Origin of the sequence: Sphingobacterium yanglingense (genome assembly GCF_004363245.1) — a bacterium.
GTDB lineage: Bacteria > Bacteroidota > Bacteroidia > Sphingobacteriales > Sphingobacteriaceae > Sphingobacterium > Sphingobacterium yanglingense.
In genome coordinates, this window is the sequence record NZ_SNYV01000015.1 from 468361 (window position 1) to 487950 (window position 19590).

The following is a 19590-nucleotide window of genomic DNA, read 5'->3' on the forward strand; positions in this document are numbered from 1 at the left end:
AGTTCTAAATAAATTGATGTCTGTTTTGAATAACAAATATATAATAATAGACCTATACTAAAAATCAGAAGTAAGAAATGAGTTTTCAAATTAAAAACTTTGAGGAGTATCAGGATGCTTATAAAAGAAGCGTCGACAATCCCGAGCAATTTTGGGGAGAAATAGCAGATAATTTTTTCTGGAAAAGAAAGTGGAACAATGTTCTTAATTGGAATTTTACAGAACCAAATATTAAGTGGTTTGATGGAGGTAAGTTAAATATCACAGAAAACTGTCTTGATCGTCATATTTATAAAAATGGAGATACGCCTGCTATAATTTGGGAACCCAACGACCCATCTGAGGCACACCGTATCTTAACCTACAAACAGCTATTAGCAAAAGTAGAGCAATTTGCCAACGTATTAAAAAACAACAATGTAAAAAAAGGTGACCGGGTCTGTATCTACCTGCCAATGGTCCCTGAATTGGTTATCGCAGTATTGGCCTGTGCACGGATTGGGGCTATCCACTCTGTTGTATTTGGTGGCTTCTCTGCACAGTCTATCGCTGACCGCATCAATGATGCTGAATGTAAACTAGTCATCACTTCAGATGGCGGTTTCCGTGGAACTAAAGTACTAGAACTCAAATCTATCGTAGATGATGCTTTGATGCAATGTCAATCCGTTGAAAAGGTAATTGTTCTAACCCGTACACGCACTCCTATCTCCATGATCAAAGGCCGTGATGTATGGTGGGAAGATGAAATCAAGAAAGTAGAGACACAAGGCAATCCTGCCTGTCCTGCGGAGGAGATGGATTCGGAGGATACACTTTTTATATTATACACTTCTGGATCGACAGGCAAACCAAAAGGTGTGGTCCATACGACGGCAGGTTATATGGTCTATACAGGTTACACCTTTGCCAACACCTTCCAGTACAAGCCTGGAGAAGTTTACTTTTGCACAGCCGATATCGGTTGGATTACAGGTCATAGCTATATTGTATACGGGCCATTATCCCAAGGTGCGACATCTTTGATGTTTGAGGGTATCCCTACTTTCCCTGATGCAGGCAGATACTGGGATATCGTAGACAAATACAAAGTCAATATTATATATACTGCTCCTACAGCAATCCGTTCGTTAATGGCTTTTGGCGACAGTTATGTAGACAATAAAGATCTCTCTTCCCTTCGCGTATTAGGTTCCGTAGGCGAACCTATCAATGAGGAAGCGTGGAATTGGTACAATGAAAAAATCGGAAAGGGTAAATGTCCGATTGCAGATACCTGGTGGCAGACAGAAAATGGAGGCCATCTCATCACCCCTATCGCGGGAGTAACACCTCAGGTACCGGGTTACGCTATGCTCCCTCTACCAGGGGTACAGCCTTGTTTAATGGATGAAAATGGAAACGAGATTGAAGGCAACGATGTTTCTGGAAATCTGTGTATCAAATTCCCTTGGCCAGGTATGTTACGGACGACTTGGGGTGACCATGAGCGTTGCAGACAGACCTATTTTGCAACATACAAAGATATGTACTTTACAGGCGATGGATGTTACCGTAGTCCAGAAGGTTATTACCGCATTACAGGTCGTGTAGATGATGTTTTGAATGTTTCTGGTCACCGTATCGGAACTGCCGAAGTAGAAAATGCGATAAACATGCACGCTGACGTAGTAGAATCAGCAATTGTAGGTTATCCACACCCCGTAAAAGGACAGGGCATCTATGCTTATGTAATCGCTAATCACCACATCGATGCAGAAAAAACACGTCAGGATATCTTACAAACGGTAACACGTCTGATCGGTGCTATTGCAAAACCAGATATCATTCAATTTGTAACTGACCTCCCAAAGACTAGATCAGGAAAAATAATGCGCCGCATCTTACGAAAAGTAGCTGAAGGTGAATTATCGAGCCTAGGTGATACCTCTACACTACAGGACCCAACTGTGGTAGAAGCCATCATCGAAGGATCCAAAGAATTTAAAAAATAAACAATAAGGGAGCTCAAAAGAGCTCCCTTATTGTTTTTTACATCTGTTTTCTTCAAAAAAACCTAAAAAAACCAAGGTTTTTTACTATTTTTATGACATTCCATTAATGTGCATAAACTTTCGCACTCCCTCGGAGTGAAGTCAAAGACATGAAGGGCCTTAATGTCATCCAAGTGGCTCGCCCAACTAACGGGAGCTTTTGATGCCATTGATTTATACAAAATCAATAAAATAGACACTTTCAGAAAAAGGGATAGATGCTATTAACTATATTATCGGGATTATTTACATCATGCTCAATGGTCTTCATTGGCAAACATTTAAAATCTAGGTGGAGTTTTGTTCTACCTATTTTACCAGCTCTTTTATTTATATTTTTTGCTGCGCACGTCCCTTTGATTTCAAGTGGCAACCAACAACTGCAACATTTCAGTTGGGTACCTTCATTAGGTGTCAACTTTGATTTAAGGCTTGATGGACTTTCTCTCTTGTTTGCATTATTGATTACAGGAATTGGCACAGCTATTTTCACCTATGCCCGTTACTACCTAAAAGGTCATATCTATTTTGACCGTTTTTTCGGTTATCTTTTTTTATTCATGTCTGCCATGCTTGGTGTTGTACTATCGGACAACATCATTTTACTATTTGTTTTTTGGGAACTGACGAGTATCTCTTCTTTCTTCCTAATTGGCTTTAACAATGATAACCAAGACTCTCGCAAAAGTGCTTTAACCGCACTTAGCATTACAGGATTAGGAGGGTTCTTCCTACTCGCAGCCCTAATACTCGTTGCCAATATTGCTGGCACATTTAGTATCTCTGAGATGATGGACAGTAGGGCATTGATTCTAGATCATCCACTGTACCCATTGGTGATTTCCTTATTATTTATAGGAGCATTTACCAAGTCTGCACAATTTCCGTTTCACTTTTGGTTGCCCGGGGCGATGAAGGCTCCTACGCCAGTATCAGCTTACTTGCATTCTGCTACGATGGTCAAAGCGGGTATATATATACTCGCACGCTTTACTCCAATTTTAGGAGGAACCGATTATTGGAACTATACATTAATAATCGTTGGAGGGATTACGATGCTTTATGCTTCTATACATGCTCTATTCCGTATCGACCTGAAAGGTATATTAGCCTACTCCACCATCTCCGCATTAGGCATATTGACCTTTTTAATAGGAATCGGAACCCAAGATGCTTTCATCGCTGCAATGGTTTTCCTCCTTGCCCATGCCTTGTACAAAGCAACTTTGTTTATGGTTACGGGAATCATTGATCATGAAACCGGTACGCGAGATATCACCATATTAGCAGGTTTGAAAAAAGTGATGCCTCCAGTTGCTTTGGCCGCTGGGCTGGCAGCACTATCCAGTGCAGGGCTTCCATTTACCTTTGGTTTCATCGGGAAGGATTTAGTCTATGAAGCTACCCTACATAGCCCTTTGAACGATTATATATGGGTACTCACAGGGTTAGCGATTGTGACAAATATCGGTCTTGTGGCCGCGGGTTTTATGGCCGGAATCAAGCCCTTTACGGGAAAACTACCCACACAATTAGAACATGTTCACATGCCTAGCAAATCGTTATGGATTCCACCATTGATGCTAGCTATCCTAGGCGTTGCATTCGGCATATTCCCGGCATTTGCAGGCAACTATTTAAGCATACCTGCAGCCAGTTCGCTCACCGCAACCTTTTTTACCAAAAACCTACAAATCTGGCACTTTAATCTGATTTTGGTTCTGAGTATCGCTACGTTACTACTAGGTACATTGATATATGTACTGAACAAACCAAGTGTAGCTAAACTCGATAAGCTGGCAAAATTTGACAAAGTTTCACCGCAGTGCATCATAACGGGCTACGCTAATGATATTGTCCGCTTTGCGACATGGTTTACCAATCTATTCCATAATGGCTATCTACGTTCTTACCATCTTAAAATAATTTTATTTGCAGAAGCATTGCTCGCCTATAAATTGTGGGTCAGTGGCCCGATAAAGTTAGACCTATGGATGCTTACCTATCCCGATATTTACGAAGTTGTTATCGTAGCGGTATTGATTGGTGCACTTTATATTATCGTAACCACACCTTCCCGGCTTACATCTGTCGTATCTATGAGTGTCATCGGTTATTGTATCTGTTTGATATTCGTAATCTACAGTGCTCCAGATTTAGCAATGACGCAATTTACCATAGATACCCTATCTACGGTACTATTTGTCCTTGTACTATACAAACTTCCAGGCTTCATCAATTTTGCAAGCAAAAAGATACTTTACCGAGACGCGTTGGTTTCACTCGGATTTGGGGTTACCTTATCTCTAATTGCTTTAAAAGCCTGGTCCGAACCCATATCTAGAGAAGTTTCTAATTTCTATGGAGAAAATGCTTATCTCTTAGCAAAAGGAAAAAATGTAGTAAATGTCATTCTCGTAGATTTCAGAGGAATAGATACCATGTTTGAAACCGTGGTATTGAGTATTGCTGCACTAGGGGTATATAGTCTAATCCGTTTACGTTTAAAATCCTCTGAGAGAGAATAATATGAAACATCAATATAGCAGGGCGACAGAAATGAGAACACTTTGGATCTTCCAATTGGCAAACAGCCATTAAAGACAGGCCGATCCATCAATTGACGGATCATGAAATAATTGTATACATATGAAAAGTCCGATACTACAATCTGCAAGCAAATATCTGCTTCCCATATTACTACTATTCTCCTTCTTCCTACTACTACGGGGACACTATTACCCTGGAGGAGGATTTGTCGGTGGTCTAGTCGCCTCTATAGCATTTGTATTACACAGTTTCGCCAATGGAACTGCCCAGACGATGAAACTTTTAAAAAGAAAACCACTTTCACTGATTCCCATTGGATTAGGATTATCAACGATAAGTATGGTTATGCCCATGGCATTTGGTCTTCCACCAATGACTGGACTTTGGTTTGAACACCCGATCCCTGTAATTGGTATGGTCGGCTCTTCCCTATTTTTTGATCTAGGGGTTTACTTAGTTGTCATTGGTGTAGTCCTGACTATTCTGTTTACAATCGCCCTAAACAACGAGGAGGAAAATAGCTAATGGAATTATTACTCATTATACTGATAGGACTTTTATACGCTGCAGGGGTTTATTTGATCCTTCGTAGGAGTATGGTCAAGTTGCTGCTTGGAATTATGTTACTGGGCAGCGGTGCTAATATTTTGATATTTCTACTAGCGGGGATTACTAAAGGCAAACCGCCGGTCATCGACGAAGACGCAAAGTTATTTCAAGACGTCTTTGCAGACCCCATCCCTCAAGCTTTGATATTGACCGCTATCGTCATCAGCTTTGCTTTAACGGCTTTTGCTATTGTACTTTTAAAAAGAGTCTACGCGTTGGTAGATTCGGATGATTTAGATGATTTAAATACCCCTGAGGAAGAAGATATATGATAGACAACCACATATTAGCTCCAGTTTTCATCCACCTGTTTACGGCGATCCTTCAACTTATTGCGTGGAGAAAGACCGTCACACAGCGCTTTATGAGCGTAATTGGAAGTTTCTTAGCGGTCGTTCTTTCACTACGCTTATTACTTCGCGTCAACGAGACAGGAATCTTGACGCTGAATGCCTCCAATTGGGAATCGCCATTTGGAATCGTGTTTGTAGCCGACCTGCTCAGTAGTTCCCTGGTACTCATCACGTCCTTTGCTGGGCTTGCGGTATCTTTATTTTCATCAACAGGTCTCAATAGACAGCGGATGAATTACGGTTACTTCCCTATTTTTCATTTTTTGGTCATGGGATTAAATGGCGCCTTTTTGACGGGAGATATTTTCAACCTTTATGTATGGTTTGAAGTCATTATTATTTCATCCTTCGTATTAATGACTTTAGGCGGGCGCAAGACACAACTCGAGGGAGCAGTCAAATATATGGCGATGAACATTCTGGCCTCCACTTTCTTTCTAACAGGAATAGGTATATTATACGGTATGACCGGTGCACTGAATATGGCCGACTTAGCTATTAAGATTAAAGAAGTTCAGAACTCCCCCCTAATTGGCATCACTGCCTGTTTCTTTTTATTGGGTTTCGGTATTAAATCGGCTGTATTCCCATTATACTACTGGCTGCCATCCTCCTATCACACGCCACCATCTGCTGTAGCAGCTACATTTGGAGGATTATTGACTAAAGTAGGAATCTACGCCATGATTCGCGTATTCAGTCTCATATTTATTCCGGATCAATTTACCAAAGACCTTTTGGTATGGATAGCTGTATTTACCATACTTACAGGAAGCTTTGGCGCACTCATAAAAACCAATATCCGCAGACTTTTCTCCTACCTGATTGTCTGTCACATCGGCTTTATGATAGGGGGTATAGGTATGTTTACCAAAGTCGCATTAATGGGTACTGTATTCTACTTATTCCATGACATCTTGGTAAAAACAAATATGTTTCTGATTGCGGGTCTGATTGGACAACTGAGAGGCAGTATGGATATGAAAAAAAATGGGGGGCTATATGCAGAATATCCAAAACTATCCCTACTTATAGCCATTGTATTATTCTCGCTAGTAGGGATCCCACCACTTTCAGGATTTTGGCCTAAGATATATTTATTCCAGGAGGCTTTTACCCAATCTCAGTATGTATTCATAGGTGCTCTGATTGTGGGAAGTTTCGTCACGCTCTATGTTATAGCAAAGATGTGGGCCGAAGTATTCTGGAAGAATGTACCGGACGATGTGATAATAGAGAATAAATTTGAGTCCTTACCGTTAGTCCGCAAGATATTACTTGTATTACCAATAGGAATGTTAGGGTTGGCAACCCTATATATAGGGTTAAATTCGGAAATAGTTATTCAATTGGTCGATAAAATTACAGATCAATTAATCAATACACAACCGTACATAGAAGCGGTATTAGGTAAAAGAAACTAAGCGTATGATTAAGCAGTTTTTAATGAACCTTCTGCTTTCCTTCATTTGGGTAGCATTAACTGGTTCGATGTATTATACCAATTTTTTATTTGGGTTTCTACTCGGCTTTGCTATTTTGTGGATCATGAGCCGAAACGATGGTGACCGTGGTTACTTCTACAAAGTACCTCGAATCGTCAGCTTTGTATTCTATTTTCTCTTCCAGATGATCAAAGCAAATGTACAGGTTGCCTACGATGTGATGACACCTCGTTATTTTATGCGTCCAGGAATCGTCAGGTATCCGATGAATGCACAGACGGAAATGGAGATCAACCTTTTATCGATGATGATATCGCTTACTCCAGGTACACTGATCTTGGATATCAGCGAAGACAGAAAAACAATGTATATACACGTAATGTACCTTAACGATCCTAAAAAATTCGTACAAGAGACAAAAACAGGATTAGAACGTAGACTATTAGAAGCTTTAAGATGACATTAGCCACATACTTCGATTATTTCATACTCCCGATCCTCACCATATCGGTGATTCTGGTATTTATCCGACTTGTAAAAGGCCCCAAGGTCGTAGATCGTGTAATAGCACTTGATTTGATTATTACAATTGGGATTGGAATTATTACTATTTTCACAATAAGATCTAACCAAAAAGTACTGTTAGATGTAGCTATTATCTTGGCCCTTATTGCATTTTTAAGCACTGTAGCTTTTTCATTTTACATAGAAAAAAGAGAAGATGATTGATATATTAATTGCTATATTAAGCACTATTGGAGCATTAGCTATTTTCTTTGCCTCCCTTGGTATTTTAAGAATGCCAGATTTCTACCTTCGCCTATCGGTCACCGTAAAAGCGGCTACAATGGGGGTCGGTTTACTTTTATTATGTGCAGCTATATTATTCCCTGATATCTCAGTTAGTACTAAGGCAATTGCTATTATCTTCTTTTTGATTATCACTTCTCCTATTGCTGCCCATATGATAGGCCGTGCGGCCTACCTAACGGGAACTCCCCTATGGAAAGGAACTATTATTGATGAATTGGCTGGACAATATGATAAAGAGACAGGATTACTCAAAAATGAAAAACCTTCTGAACAAAAAACAGATAGCGAACAGCCTCAAGGACAGATAGCAGAGAGCGAAGAAGAAACAAAGTAAAACCCAGTTACTACTTATTTTCTAAACGATTTCGATTTTTGGACCGTGCTAATCCTGCCTTTAGAAGAGGGTATAGAAATACGGCTCCTAATATGATCACAGCACCAAAATAAAAGCCTATACTCATAGTCTCTTTGTGCCCTAAAATCACAATAGCGAGTAGAATCCCATATACAGGCTCAAGATTAGTCGTCAATGCCACGGTAAAAGCACTTAATTCCTTCATTACAGCTACTCCTAGAACATAGGCAAATGCTGTACAAACACTTCCGAGCAACAATAAATAAACCCAGTCAGAAGATGACAGCACCATTTCTGCAGTAAACTGTCCTGACAATAACATTATGATCGATACACCTATAAAAGCACCTATCATCTCATAAAAGGTAATAATCGTCGGACTATCCTGCTTCACCATTTTCGCATTGAGAATGGAAAATAGACTCGCACATAAAGCTGCCGACAATCCAAAGATGATACCCTGCCAATATTGGAATTCAAACTTAAAGATAAGGTAGATACCGAATATGATAACCATACCAACAATAACATCACCAATCGCTATAGTCTTGCGGTTAAATAGAGGTTCTAGAATAGCGGTAAATAGCGTCAGGGAAGACAACGTAACTAGGGTAACTGAGACAGTCGATATTTTAATAGCGTGAAAGAAGCACACCCAATGTAAACCAACTATCATACCCACCCCTAGAAAACGCAAGATTTTACTCCAGGACACAACAAGCTTCTGTTTACTTAACTTAAAATACACAAACAGTGTAAGCGCTGCAATCAACACTCTGTACCAGACCAGATGAAGCGCCGAGACCGTAATCAAATCTCCAAGCACTCCCGTAAAGCCCCATATAAGGACCGTAAAATGCAAAATAAGCAGATTTCGATAACGTCTTATAAACTCCATACTATTAAGTCTACTTATTTCGGTGCCTTTTTCAGCAAGACAAAGGCCAACAGTAAGAATGTCAAGCTAGGAATCAGTACAGCGATTAGAGGAGGGAGCCCTCCTTTTAACGAAAACATGGTCGAAAACTGATTAAAAACCAAAAAGGTAAAACTCAGACCTATACCAAGCCCTAGACTCAAGCCTATTCCTCCCCGAACTTTTTTGGACGACAGAGCAACTCCCATCAATGTCAGAATGAATGCAGAAAAAGGATTCACGATGCGTTTATACTTTTCCAACAGCAAATCATTCATCATTCCTGTGCCGCGAGTTTCTTCTTTACGAATCCGTTCGTTGAGTTCATCTGTCCCCATCGCGGTAAAAATATTATCATATGTTTCAAAATCCTGCGGCTTCATGTCTAAGGTCGTATCCCGTGTATCTCCTTTCAACATTTCTTCGCTTAAACCATTGATAATACGATTCGTATAATTTTCAATACGCCATTTGGTCGTTACAGAATCCCAGACGACACGATCAGCCATTAGCTTTTCCTTCAACTCCCTACCATCAAATTTCTCCATCACGAATCCCGTTCCTGTAGCTCTTTGTGTATCGAAATTATCGATATACACATAGGTATTACTATCAATCTGCATATGGGTAGACGAAGTTGTTGTATTTACCCGATGTGGCTTGACGTAGACATTTTCAAACTGAACTTTTATCTTATTAGTAACCGGCAATATATAGAGGTTGGAAACCAATGAAAAAGCAAAAATAAGTGAGGCCGCTACCATATAAGGACGCAGCAACCTATTAAAACTCATTCCTCCGTTGAGAATGGGCACGATCTCCGTCTGATCGGCCATCTTTGATGTAAAAAAGATAACAGCAATGAAATTAATCAGCGGGGTGAGCATATTAAGAAAGAAAGGAACCGAGCCTAACGCATAATACTGAAATAGAACCTGCGTAAAGGAAGCCTTATATTTCAAAAAGTCATCCAACTTTTCAGAAACATCAAATATCACGATGACCACGATAAAAATACCTACTGTAAACAAGAAGGTCGTAAGGTATTTACGGATAATGTAACGGTCAATGATATTCATTTCTCAAAGTAAAAGTTTAAAAAGAAAAAGTCAAAAATCTCTAGTCAACACTTACAATCGTTGCCCTAAGACTTTTACCATCTTCTCTTTCCATTCATAGAATGTGCCATCTATTATCTTTTCCCGTGCCTGTTTTACCAACCAAAGATAGAAGTGTAGATTATGCAATGAAGCGATCTGAGCTCCCAAAATTTCCTGAGAACGGATTAAATGTCTAAGATAAGCCTTAGTATAGAATTGATCCATCATCAAATCAGACTCCGCTTCGATTGGTGAAAAGTCTGCTTTCCACTTTTCATTCTTTATATTGATGATTCCATTTCTGGTAAAAAGCATACCATTACGTGCGTTACGTGTAGGCATGACACAATCAAACATATCAATACCGAGTGCTATATTTTCCAAAATATTGATTGGAGTACCAACTCCCATCAAGTACCTAGGTTTTTCTTTTGGCAGGATTGCTGTTACGACTTCCGTCATCGCATACATTTCCTCTGCGGGCTCTCCTACGGAAAGTCCCCCAATCGCGTTACCTTCTCGTTCGAAAGAAGCAATTACCTCTGCAGATTTGGCTCTCAAATCTTTATATACAGATCCCTGTACAATTGGGAACAAGGTCTGGTTATAACCATACAAAGGTTCGGTACTATCAAAACGATTACAGCATCTTTTAAGCCAACGATGTGTCATATCCAAAGAACGACGAGCATAATTGTAATCACATGGATAAGGTGTACACTCATCAAACGCCATAATAATATCAGCACCAATGACACGCTGTGTGTCCATCACATTTTCCGGTGTAAATAAATGCTTCGAGCCATCCACATGCGATCGGAAGGTAACCCCCTCTTCTCTAATCTTACGCACTTCTGTTAGTGAATAGACCTGATAACCTCCTGAATCGGTGAGAATAGGTTTATCCCAACCATTGAACTTGTGCAGACCACCGGCTTTTTGCAATACATCCAATCCGGGTCTAAGATAAAGGTGATAGGTATTTCCCAATATAATCTGGGCCTGGATATCATTGACCAATTCATGTTGATGAACGGCCTTAACAGTCCCTGCCGTACCAACAGGCATAAAAATAGGTGTTTCAATCTTTCCGTGAGCGGTCTCCATCACCCCTGCACGTGCCTGGGAAAGTTTATCTTGAGCTTGAAGCGTAAATTTCATATGTATATAATTTGACTTTCAGTTGTCATATGGAATATCCAAATTACATTCGTTCGTGTTTGTGTAGCCTCTGCTACATGGATATTTCATATTATATTATAAGCTGACTTTTGATAGTCGTATTGGAATATTCTAAATCCACTGCAAAAATACTATAAAATTTCAACCCGACCACACCTTTGCTATTTAATTAGCAATTCTTAACGACTAATGTTATAACTATTAAAAAGAACGCCTTATCTTTGAGTTTTCATATGAATTTTTACAACTATATCATTCCCAATATCGCCTATATAACTTATGGAGTCTTAGGTGTCTTACTATTGTTTCAACTCTACTACATCTTATTTGTATACAGCAAATTAGCAGTATACAAGGTAAAGAGTTATAAGGAGAATGAAAACCTTCCCCCCTTATCAGTAATCATCTGCGCGCACAACGAGCAGCAGAATCTAGAGGCATTTTTACCTAAAATATTGACGCAGGATTATCCTCAATATGAAGTGATCGTCGTAGACGACTATTCCAGTGATGATAGTCAATGGACATTACAGGCTTTTAAAGCCCAATATCCCCACCTTCGCATTGTAGAGATAAAAGAACACATCCAGCTCAAACACAGTAAAAAGTTTGCTTTAACACTAGGTATTAAAGCTGCAAAATATGAGCACCTAGTAATGACTGACGCGGATTGTGAACCCCAATCTAACGAATGGCTCAAAGAGGTAGGTGGCGCATACAGTGCTTCTAAAGAAGTCATACTAGGCTACTCACCTTATTTTAAAAAGAGAGGCTTTCTCAATAAACTCATCCGATTCGAAACAACTCATACAGCGATGAGCTACCTCTCCTATGCTTTAAAGGGCGACCCCTATATGGGGGTAGGCCGGAATCTTTCCTACTTAAAAAGCCTATTCTTTAAAGGTAAAGGGTTCAATGCACATATGCATATCAAATCGGGAGACGATGATCTATTTGTAAATCAAAATGCGACAACACAGAATACACAAATTGCAATAGCTCCAGACGCTCATATGTACTCTGTTCCAAAAGAAAGCTGGAGCTCTTATTACAAGCAGAAGGCCAGACACTCAGGAGCTTCAGTAGCCTATAAAAATAGACATCAGTTTATGCTGGCTACACAACTTATTACAGCTTTTCTTTTTTACATCGTCTTTTTCTTTGCACTTGCCATTTTACCATCTTTATGGTACATCGCTGTAGGAGTATTTTTCTTACGCTACCTGTGCCAGTTCATCGTCTTTCGTCCCATATTTCTCAAACTTAAGGTCAAAGATCTACTCTTTTGGTTACCGATATTAGACTTGTTTTTTTATTTCTATATCTGTTTAAATGGGCTGTTCAACCGAAAAAAGAAACAGAAATCTTGGTAAGATCTTAAAATATTTTAGTACAAAAAAACGTATTTATAACACCCTATAACACCAGTAAAACGTGAATCCAACAGTAGACATTATATTCAAATATTTTCCAAATCTCACAGCGACCCAAAAATCACAATTTGAAAAACTCGCTGAAGTATATCCATTTTGGAATGACCAAATCAATGTCATTTCCCGCAAGGACATTGAAAGTCTCTATCTAAAACATGTCCTGCACTCATTAGCAATCGCCAAGTTCGTTCAAGAGTTTGCTCCTGGCACACGAATCCTAGATGTTGGGACCGGTGGTGGATTTCCAGGCATACCATTAGCCATCTTATTTCCAGAGGTGCAATTTCATCTGGTAGACTCAATAGGCAAAAAGATAAAGGTAGTACGCGGAGTTGCTGAAGCCATTGGATTGACCAACGTAGAAGCCGACCATATCCGGGCAGAACAACTAGACTATACCTATGATTTTGTAGTGTCGAGAGCAGTGACTAGACTAGGCGATTTTGCTCCTTGGATTAGAAACAAGTTTGAGAAAAAAGATAAAAATGGCATACCTAACGGTATTCTTTATCTTAAAGGAGGAGATTTAAAAGAAGAAATTAAAGAATCAAAATTAAAAGCTGAATTACATCCTTTGACTTCCTACTTCGAAGAAGACTTTTTTGACACCAAATATGTCGTATACGTACCGATGTAGCCAGCGGTTTTGAAATATTCCAAGCGCCTTTTTGCAGTAAAGCACTTGGAATATTTTTTCTTCGAACTAACTCCCTAGTTCTTCTATTATTTTACTGCCTATCAGATTAATTTCTTCATCCATCCCAAACAAGGGTAAACCTGTCTCAGGATGCAGCTTCAACCAATTGGTTTCTGTGTCCTTAATAATCTGAACATACTCTTCTCCATCCTTAAAAATTGTGTAAGTATCTTTTTCATCGGGAAAAACCGAATATGTAATCTCTCCGATCTCTATATCGAAAGGTTCTTGCATTTCCATGATTTTGCTAATTTTAAAGAACAAAGTTAACAATCTCTATCCAAGTACAAGCTAAACTCCCGAATAATATGGTATTGGAGATATACTATATTTTACTTAAGTTTATATACCGATTATGAACATACTTGATAAAATTGCCTTAACAAAAATAAAGGGCATAGGTTCCAAACTTAGCTGTAATCTACTGGAATACTGCGGCTCTGCAGATGCTATATTCAATAATTCAAAAAAAGCTCTGCTCGCTATCCCAGGCATAGGTCCTGCTGCCGTTGAAAGTATTTTATCCAAAAGTTACCTTAAAGAAGCCGAAGCAGAACTTGAGTTTATCCAAAAACATCAAATTGAAGCAATCTGGATAGAAGACGACAAGTATCCCAGCAGATTACGGCACTGCGAAGACGCTCCCCTTTTATTGTATTATAAAGGCTCAGTAGACCTCAACCCAAATCGGGTCATAAGTATCGTCGGATCTCGAAACTCGACACATTACGGACAACGTATCTGCGAAAAGCTCGTCGAACAACTAGCCACACTCGATGTTCATATCATCAGTGGCTTGGCTTATGGTATCGATGTATTAGCTCACCAGTATGCTGTAAAGCAACAAATCCCCACCATTGGGGTATTAGGCCATGGATTAGATCGGATATATCCTGCTAACCACCGAGAGATTGCCTCCAAAATGTTGAATAATGGCGGCTTGCTCACTGAGTTTCCATCAGGTACCAATCCCGATAGACAAAATTTCCCTATGCGTAACCGAATTATAGCTGGGCTGGCCGATGTCACAATTGTAATAGAGGCTGCTATGAAAGGGGGAGCCTTAATAACAGCTGAAATTGCCAATGGCTACAATAGGGACGTATGTGCATTTCCTGGCTCCATTGAGCAAGAATACTCTGCAGGATGTAATTACTTAATTAAAACAAATAGGGCACACCTCATCCGTAATGCCGAAGACCTTTGTTATCTGATGAACTGGGATTCAATTTCGAGCAAACCCGAAAAACAACTTGTTCTTTTACCGAAATCCCTGACCCGAGATGAGCAGAAAGTATACAACTTTTTATCCGAACAAGAATTGGGACAAGCTACAATCGATCAGATTGCCTGTTATTGCGACTGGCCACAGAGCAAACTTGCTATCATATTATTAGAAATGGAACTTGAAGGTCATCTGTTATCCTTACCAGGGAAAGTTTTTAAACTGATCTAACCTTTTTTTCCTCCAAAGTCTAGGATCATATATTCTGCAAGCCGAAATAAAAGTAGACCTAAACACCCTATTTCGAGCTATAACGGATGCTACCACCCTTAAAATACTTTTTTTACCCCTGTCTATCAACACAGTACAATTTAAATACATTATAGTTCTTGTTAAATAGATTTTTTTTCTATTTTTGCGGTGGGTAAGTCCTTTACGACCAGCTCCCATTGACTCCCCCAGGTTGGGAACAAAGCAAGGGTATTTGGTTGAGCGGTGCGATAAAGGGAGCTTACCCATTTTTTGTGCCCAGAATTTTGCACCAAAACATCCACCATCTCCTTAACAATTTCCACGAAGTCCCTACAAATCCCCTAAAATCTGTTAAAGTGCCCTCGAGTACCCTGTAAACGGCATATAGATCTGTTGATTCTAGCATCCACACAAGGGTATTACAACTTTACTCCGCATTAACTTTTAAGTTTTAAGTTTCTTTTCGTTTATTTGTAGTTCGAATTAACACGAGTATATGAGTTGGTTTAAACGAAACAAAGCTGGTATTAATACCGCAACAGAAAATAAGAAAGAAGCACCTGATGGCATGTGGAACAAATGTCCCTCATGTAAAAAGCCTCTTTTAAACTTAGAGCAAATCGAAAACAATTATGTTTGTCAATATTGTGGTTACCATATCCGTATTGGATCGGCAGCTTATTTCTCTATTTTATTTGACGACAACGCCTTTACAGAATTATTTCCAAATCTCACCGCTGGTGATCCTTTACACTTTGTTGATAGCAAGCCCTACAGCGAGCGTCTGGTTGAAAGCCAGGCGAAAACAGGTTTAAAGGACGCACTAAGAACTGCGCATGGAAAAATGGATGGACGAGACATCGTGATTGCTTGTATGGACTTCAATTTTATTGGTGGCTCTATGGGATCGGTTGTTGGAGAAAAGATTGCACGCTCTATTGATTACTGTATCGAGCACAAGCTACCTTTCATGTTGATTTCTAAGTCAGGTGGGGCCCGTATGATGGAAGCTGCATTCTCATTGATGCAAATGGCCAAAACATCAGCGAAACTAGCTCTTCTCAGCCAAGCAAAACTTCCGTACATCTGTTTATTGACAGACCCTACCACAGGAGGTGTTACAGCATCTTATGCAATGTTGGGAGACATCAATATCGCAGAACCAGGAGCATTGATTGGCTTTGCCGGACCACGGGTTATCAAAGAAACAATTAAAAAAGACCTTCCTAAAGGATTCCAAACGTCGGAATTTGTATTAGAACATGGATTTTTAGACTTTATCGTTGATCGTAGGCAACTTAAAGAGAAAGTTTCAACTTTCTTGAAGCTCGTTCAATAAGAACGTATAAAAGAAAAGCAGTCCAAAATGGACTGCTTTTCTTTTTAACTTCCTTGTTTCACAGACCACTTCCGTTACTACAGGCTCTTAAATATCATGAATCAATAGTTTATAAATTATCAATAGTACCTTCTAAAATTCCATATCTTTCTGGTTCGAAGATAGTACAGATCGGACTGTTGGGCATACGCTTCCCTTTCGAAGCTAATATTCAAGTATGCATCCTCTACATTTCTATAATAAACAAATCTTATCAGAAACTCGACACAATAGAGCAGGTAAAAAGGTAATACCAACAATTCCAGGGCCTGTACGAGATGAATCCGCTCATGGTTTATTAAATGTTCATCCTTCGACATTACTTTATTCCGTACAAATATAAAAGGGAAAACAGTCACTGCACTCGCCCTCCCGAAGGAGAACAGATTTGTTAAAAACGAACTAACAATAACCTTACCTTTCATACTCCAAAAGTAATTAAAGAGATCAAGATAACCATAATCGAAGTTTCTGGGCTTCGGAGGCATTTATTTTTAATCAGGTATTCGTGAATGCCAAGCATTTTGTCTAAGTTTGTTATGGTACAAACAGATATATTAAATATGCCTTACAAGGAACGAGAAATTAACAAATTGTATTACACAATGGGCGAGGTCACCAAGATGTTTGACGTGAATGCTTCGCAAATTCGTTTTTATGAACGCGAGTTTGATATCCTACAGCCAAAGAAGAATAAAAAGGGAAACAGACTCTTTACACAGACTGACATTGCTAACCTCAAAATAATCTTCAATCTAGTAAAAGACAAAGGCTATACATTACAGGGAGCACGTGATTATCTACGCACGAATAAGACTGAAGCAAAAGAGAACCAACGTGTCATTGATTCTCTTGAGCGACTTAAGTCATTTTTAGTTGAAGTCCGGGATAGTCTATGATTTATCCAAGAACTCCAATACTTTATTAACCATATCCGTACTACCCAGTATTGCTGGAACACGCTGGTGTAACTCTTCTGGTGCTATTTCTAATATTCTTTCGGTTCCAGTTGTTGCCTTCCCTCCTGCTTGCTCTATGATAAAGGCAATAGGATTACATTCATACATCAATCGAAGCTTTCCTTTAGGCTGTAAAGCTGTCTGTGGATAGATAAAGACACCACCAAGCAACAAATTCCTATGGATGTCCGCTACCATAGAACCTATATATCGAGAGGTATAAGGACGATTCGTACCCGCATCTTCTTCTTGACAGTATTTGATATAATTCTTTATTCCTTGAGGGAACTTAAGATAGTTTCCTTCATTTACCGAATAGATATGCCCTTGCTGCGGAATTTTCATGTTGGGGTGAGATAGACAGAACTCCCCAATTGATGGATCCAAAGTAAAGCCATTAACTCCTTTACCTGTCGTATAGACAAGCATCGTTGATGACCCATAGATAATATATCCAGCAGCCACCTGACGTAGCCCTGTTTGTAATAAATCCTCTTGCGTCAATGCCTCACCGACCTGACTGATGCGGCGATATATTGAGAAAATAGTCCCTACAGATACATTTACCTCAATATTCGAACTGCCATCCAACGGATCAATACAAACGATATACTTCGCATTTTTGGAAATCCCCGTATCGGTCAGCTCCACTCCCTCTTCTTGCTCTTCAGAGGCAACAAAACAGCACTCTCCTCCATCTTTTAGCGCTGCTATAAACTGTTCATCGGCATAAACGTCAAGTTTCTTTTGATTTTCGCCAAATACATTGGTGTCTCCTACCGTACCCAAAATATCCACCAATCCTGCTTTGTTGACCTCACGGTTGACAATCTTAGCTGCGATTCCGATATCGCGCAACAATCGGGACAATTCTCCTTTAGCATAAGGAAAATCCGTTTGTTTTTCAATAATAAACTGACCTAAAGTTTTTAAGGATTTCATAATTTATTTTTATAAAAAACAAAAATATGAAAATATTTACCGATTAAACAACTCTATTATTTCCAAATTTTTAATTTCACCCAAATCAAGATCAAAACGCATCAATGTTCTCACTTTATGCCAGCCCTGTTTTCCTGCCGCACCGGGGTTTAAATGCAGTAAAGCAAGCTTTGGATCATACTGTACCTTCAGAATATGGGAGTGTCCACAAATAAATAATTTAGGAGGATTCTTAATAATCTCGGCCTTTACACCTGCGGCATATCGACCGGGGTATCCTCCGATATGCGTCATCCATACATCAACGCCTTCACAATTAAAACGCAGATGCTCGGGGCACTCGGTCCGGATGTCCTTCCCATCGATATTCCCATACACTCCTCTAAATGGTTTAAAATCCTTCAACCGCTCCACAACATCGATACTCCCAAAATCTCCTGCATGCCATACTTCGTCACAATTTTCAAAATGTGTAAAAACAGCTTCATCTAAATAACTATGTGTATCGGAAAGCAATCCTATTTTTTTCATATGTGTATAATTTGATGCTCAGCAATGTTCCTATCGAGCGATCTATTAGTCTAGCACTATTGTTCCTTTTTTGTCAACAGCGTGGCGCATCAGGGGTATTCCCTTATTAAAAACCGAGAAAGAAAGGCTTCAGAAAATCCTGGTAGGTTTTAGAGTAAATACCTTTATCTGCGTAAATAACAAAATCAAGTCGTTCTTGTTGGTCAACATCTTCTTTACTTAAAATCAAAACCTTACGAATTGGCTCACTATGGGCAAAAGAACGAATACTTACCTCCTTTACCAAGGTCAGTCCATTTTCCTTCGTATAACAAAGGAGCTCATCACATAAATCTACCGGCAAAACCAACTGTAGTGTGCCCCGATAAGAAAGTCTATCATTGGAAAAAGTCAGAAGACGCTTAAAGAAATCCAAATCTGTATGTCTAGCGACGCGCTTACGTCCATCGGGATTATGTAGCGCATTAATATAGAAAGGTGGGTTACTGACAATCACATCATATGCTTTCTCCTCGGACATAGTCTCAAAATCTCCAAGCTGCGCACGCATACGTCCTGCAAAAATAGATGCCTGAAAGTTCTCCTCTGTACGTTGATAAGCAGTCTCGTCAATATCTACCGCATCAACGATAGCCTCTGGAAAACGTTGGGCCAACATTAATGCAATCACACCTGTTCCGGAACCGACATCTAAAATACGGGCAGGCTCCTTCGCTTCGACCATTGCGGCCAGTAAGACTCCATCCGTATTAATTTTCATCGCGCACCCCTCTTGATTGACCTCGAACTCTTTAAATTTAAATACCGTCCCCATGAG

General features: G+C 39.6%; 21 protein-coding genes and 1 other RNA gene. 14 read left to right on the top strand and 8 right to left on the bottom strand.

Annotation, left to right across the window (positions count from 1 at the left end):
* Nucleotides 1-77 precede the first annotated feature (77 nt).
* From acs to mnhG, 8 genes are all read left to right on the top strand, one after another.
* Nucleotides 78-1994: an acetate--CoA ligase gene (gene acs, locus CLV99_RS15830; RefSeq protein WP_133585485.1), complete on the top strand. Its 1917-nt coding sequence runs from the start codon at nucleotides 78-80 to the stop codon at nucleotides 1992-1994.
* Between the two features lie 257 nt (nucleotides 1995-2251).
* Nucleotides 2252-4561, top strand: coding sequence for a putative monovalent cation/H+ antiporter subunit A (locus CLV99_RS15835; RefSeq protein WP_133585486.1), 2310 nt, complete (start codon nucleotides 2252-2254; stop codon nucleotides 4559-4561).
* Between the two features lie 121 nt (nucleotides 4562-4682).
* Nucleotides 4683-5108 carry a Na+/H+ antiporter subunit B gene (locus CLV99_RS15840; RefSeq protein WP_133585487.1) on the top strand — a complete coding sequence of 142 codons (426 nt, stop codon included), beginning with the start codon at nucleotides 4683-4685 and terminating at the stop codon, nucleotides 5106-5108.
* Nucleotides 5108-5464, top strand: a complete 357-nt coding sequence (locus tag CLV99_RS15845) for a Na+/H+ antiporter subunit C (RefSeq protein WP_021068689.1) — start codon at nucleotides 5108-5110, stop codon at nucleotides 5462-5464. Before CLV99_RS15840 ends, CLV99_RS15845 begins: the two co-directional genes overlap by 1 nt.
* On the top strand, nucleotides 5461-6969 hold the full coding sequence (locus CLV99_RS15850; protein WP_133585488.1) for a proton-conducting transporter transmembrane domain-containing protein: 1509 nt from the start codon (nucleotides 5461-5463) through the stop codon (nucleotides 6967-6969). Before CLV99_RS15845 ends, CLV99_RS15850 begins: the two co-directional genes overlap by 4 nt.
* Before the next feature lie 4 nt (nucleotides 6970-6973).
* On the top strand, nucleotides 6974-7450 hold the full coding sequence (locus CLV99_RS15855; protein WP_133585489.1) for a Na+/H+ antiporter subunit E: 477 nt from the start codon (nucleotides 6974-6976) through the stop codon (nucleotides 7448-7450).
* Nucleotides 7447-7719, top strand: a complete 273-nt coding sequence (locus CLV99_RS15860) for a monovalent cation/H+ antiporter complex subunit F (protein ID WP_133585490.1) — start codon at nucleotides 7447-7449, stop codon at nucleotides 7717-7719. Before CLV99_RS15855 ends, CLV99_RS15860 begins: the two co-directional genes overlap by 4 nt.
* Entirely contained in the window at nucleotides 7712-8137 is a 426-nt protein-coding gene (mnhG, locus tag CLV99_RS15865; RefSeq protein WP_133585491.1) for a monovalent cation/H(+) antiporter subunit G, read from the top strand. Before CLV99_RS15860 ends, mnhG begins: the two co-directional genes overlap by 8 nt.
* Before the next feature lie 10 nt (nucleotides 8138-8147).
* Here mnhG and CLV99_RS15870 read toward each other — a convergent pair whose 3' ends face one another.
* From CLV99_RS15870 to tgt, 3 genes are read right to left on the bottom strand one after another with little or no spacing between them, the layout of a single operon-like run.
* A complete protein-coding gene (locus tag CLV99_RS15870) occupies nucleotides 8148-9056 on the bottom strand; it encodes a DMT family transporter (protein WP_133585492.1) in 909 nt (302 codons plus the stop codon).
* Nucleotides 9057-9070: 14 nt separating this feature from the next.
* Nucleotides 9071-10153, bottom strand: a complete 1083-nt coding sequence (locus tag CLV99_RS15875; protein ID WP_133585493.1) for an LptF/LptG family permease — start codon at nucleotides 10151-10153, stop codon at nucleotides 9071-9073.
* 51 nt (nucleotides 10154-10204) lie between these two features.
* Nucleotides 10205-11335: a tRNA guanosine(34) transglycosylase Tgt gene (gene tgt / locus CLV99_RS15880; protein WP_133585494.1), complete on the bottom strand. Its 1131-nt coding sequence runs from the start codon at nucleotides 11333-11335 to the stop codon at nucleotides 10205-10207.
* Between the two features lie 254 nt (nucleotides 11336-11589).
* On the opposite strand from tgt, the gene CLV99_RS15885 reads away from it, so the two are divergent.
* Together CLV99_RS15885 and rsmG are read left to right on the top strand one after the other, a co-directional pair.
* Complete coding sequence (locus CLV99_RS15885; RefSeq protein ID WP_133585495.1) at nucleotides 11590-12729, top strand: glycosyltransferase; 1140 nt, start codon at nucleotides 11590-11592, stop codon at nucleotides 12727-12729.
* A gap of 61 nt (nucleotides 12730-12790) precedes the next feature.
* Entirely contained in the window at nucleotides 12791-13426 is a 636-nt protein-coding gene (gene rsmG / locus CLV99_RS15890; protein ID WP_133585496.1) for a 16S rRNA (guanine(527)-N(7))-methyltransferase RsmG, read from the top strand.
* A gap of 66 nt (nucleotides 13427-13492) precedes the next feature.
* Here rsmG and CLV99_RS15895 read toward each other — a convergent pair whose 3' ends face one another.
* Nucleotides 13493-13726 carry a hypothetical protein gene (locus CLV99_RS15895; protein ID WP_133585497.1) on the bottom strand — a complete coding sequence of 78 codons (234 nt, stop codon included), beginning with the start codon at nucleotides 13724-13726 and terminating at the stop codon, nucleotides 13493-13495.
* Between the two features lie 115 nt (nucleotides 13727-13841).
* Between CLV99_RS15895 and dprA the strand changes: the two genes are divergently transcribed.
* From dprA to accD, 3 genes are all read left to right on the top strand, one after another.
* A complete protein-coding gene (dprA, locus tag CLV99_RS15900; protein ID WP_133585498.1) occupies nucleotides 13842-14942 on the top strand; it encodes a DNA-processing protein DprA in 1101 nt (366 codons plus the stop codon).
* A gap of 191 nt (nucleotides 14943-15133) precedes the next feature.
* Nucleotides 15134-15231: signal recognition particle sRNA small type (gene ffs / locus CLV99_RS15905), an RNA gene on the top strand.
* A 228-nt stretch (nucleotides 15232-15459) separates the two neighbouring features.
* Nucleotides 15460-16302, top strand: coding sequence for an acetyl-CoA carboxylase, carboxyltransferase subunit beta (gene accD / locus CLV99_RS15910; protein WP_133585499.1), 843 nt, complete (start codon nucleotides 15460-15462; stop codon nucleotides 16300-16302).
* A 119-nt stretch (nucleotides 16303-16421) separates the two neighbouring features.
* On the opposite strand, the gene CLV99_RS15915 is transcribed toward accD, so the two are convergent.
* A complete protein-coding gene (locus CLV99_RS15915) occupies nucleotides 16422-16766 on the bottom strand; it encodes a hypothetical protein (protein ID WP_133585500.1) in 345 nt (114 codons plus the stop codon).
* Nucleotides 16767-16904: 138 nt separating this feature from the next.
* Here CLV99_RS15915 and CLV99_RS15920 point away from each other — a divergent pair, with 138 nt between their 5' ends.
* A complete protein-coding gene (locus CLV99_RS15920; RefSeq protein ID WP_133585554.1) occupies nucleotides 16905-17240 on the top strand; it encodes a MerR family transcriptional regulator in 336 nt (111 codons plus the stop codon).
* Here CLV99_RS15920 and fbp read toward each other — a convergent pair.
* From fbp to CLV99_RS15935, 3 genes are all read right to left on the bottom strand, one after another.
* A complete protein-coding gene (fbp, locus tag CLV99_RS15925; protein WP_133585501.1) occupies nucleotides 17235-18242 on the bottom strand; it encodes a class 1 fructose-bisphosphatase in 1008 nt (335 codons plus the stop codon). The genes CLV99_RS15920 and fbp overlap by 6 nt on opposite strands.
* Before the next feature lie 36 nt (nucleotides 18243-18278).
* A complete protein-coding gene (locus CLV99_RS15930) occupies nucleotides 18279-18773 on the bottom strand; it encodes a metallophosphoesterase family protein (protein WP_133585502.1) in 495 nt (164 codons plus the stop codon).
* 106 nt (nucleotides 18774-18879) lie between these two features.
* Entirely contained in the window at nucleotides 18880-19587 is a 708-nt protein-coding gene (locus CLV99_RS15935) for a tRNA1(Val) (adenine(37)-N6)-methyltransferase (RefSeq protein WP_162850140.1), read from the bottom strand.
* Between the last annotated feature and the right edge of the window lie 3 nt (nucleotides 19588-19590).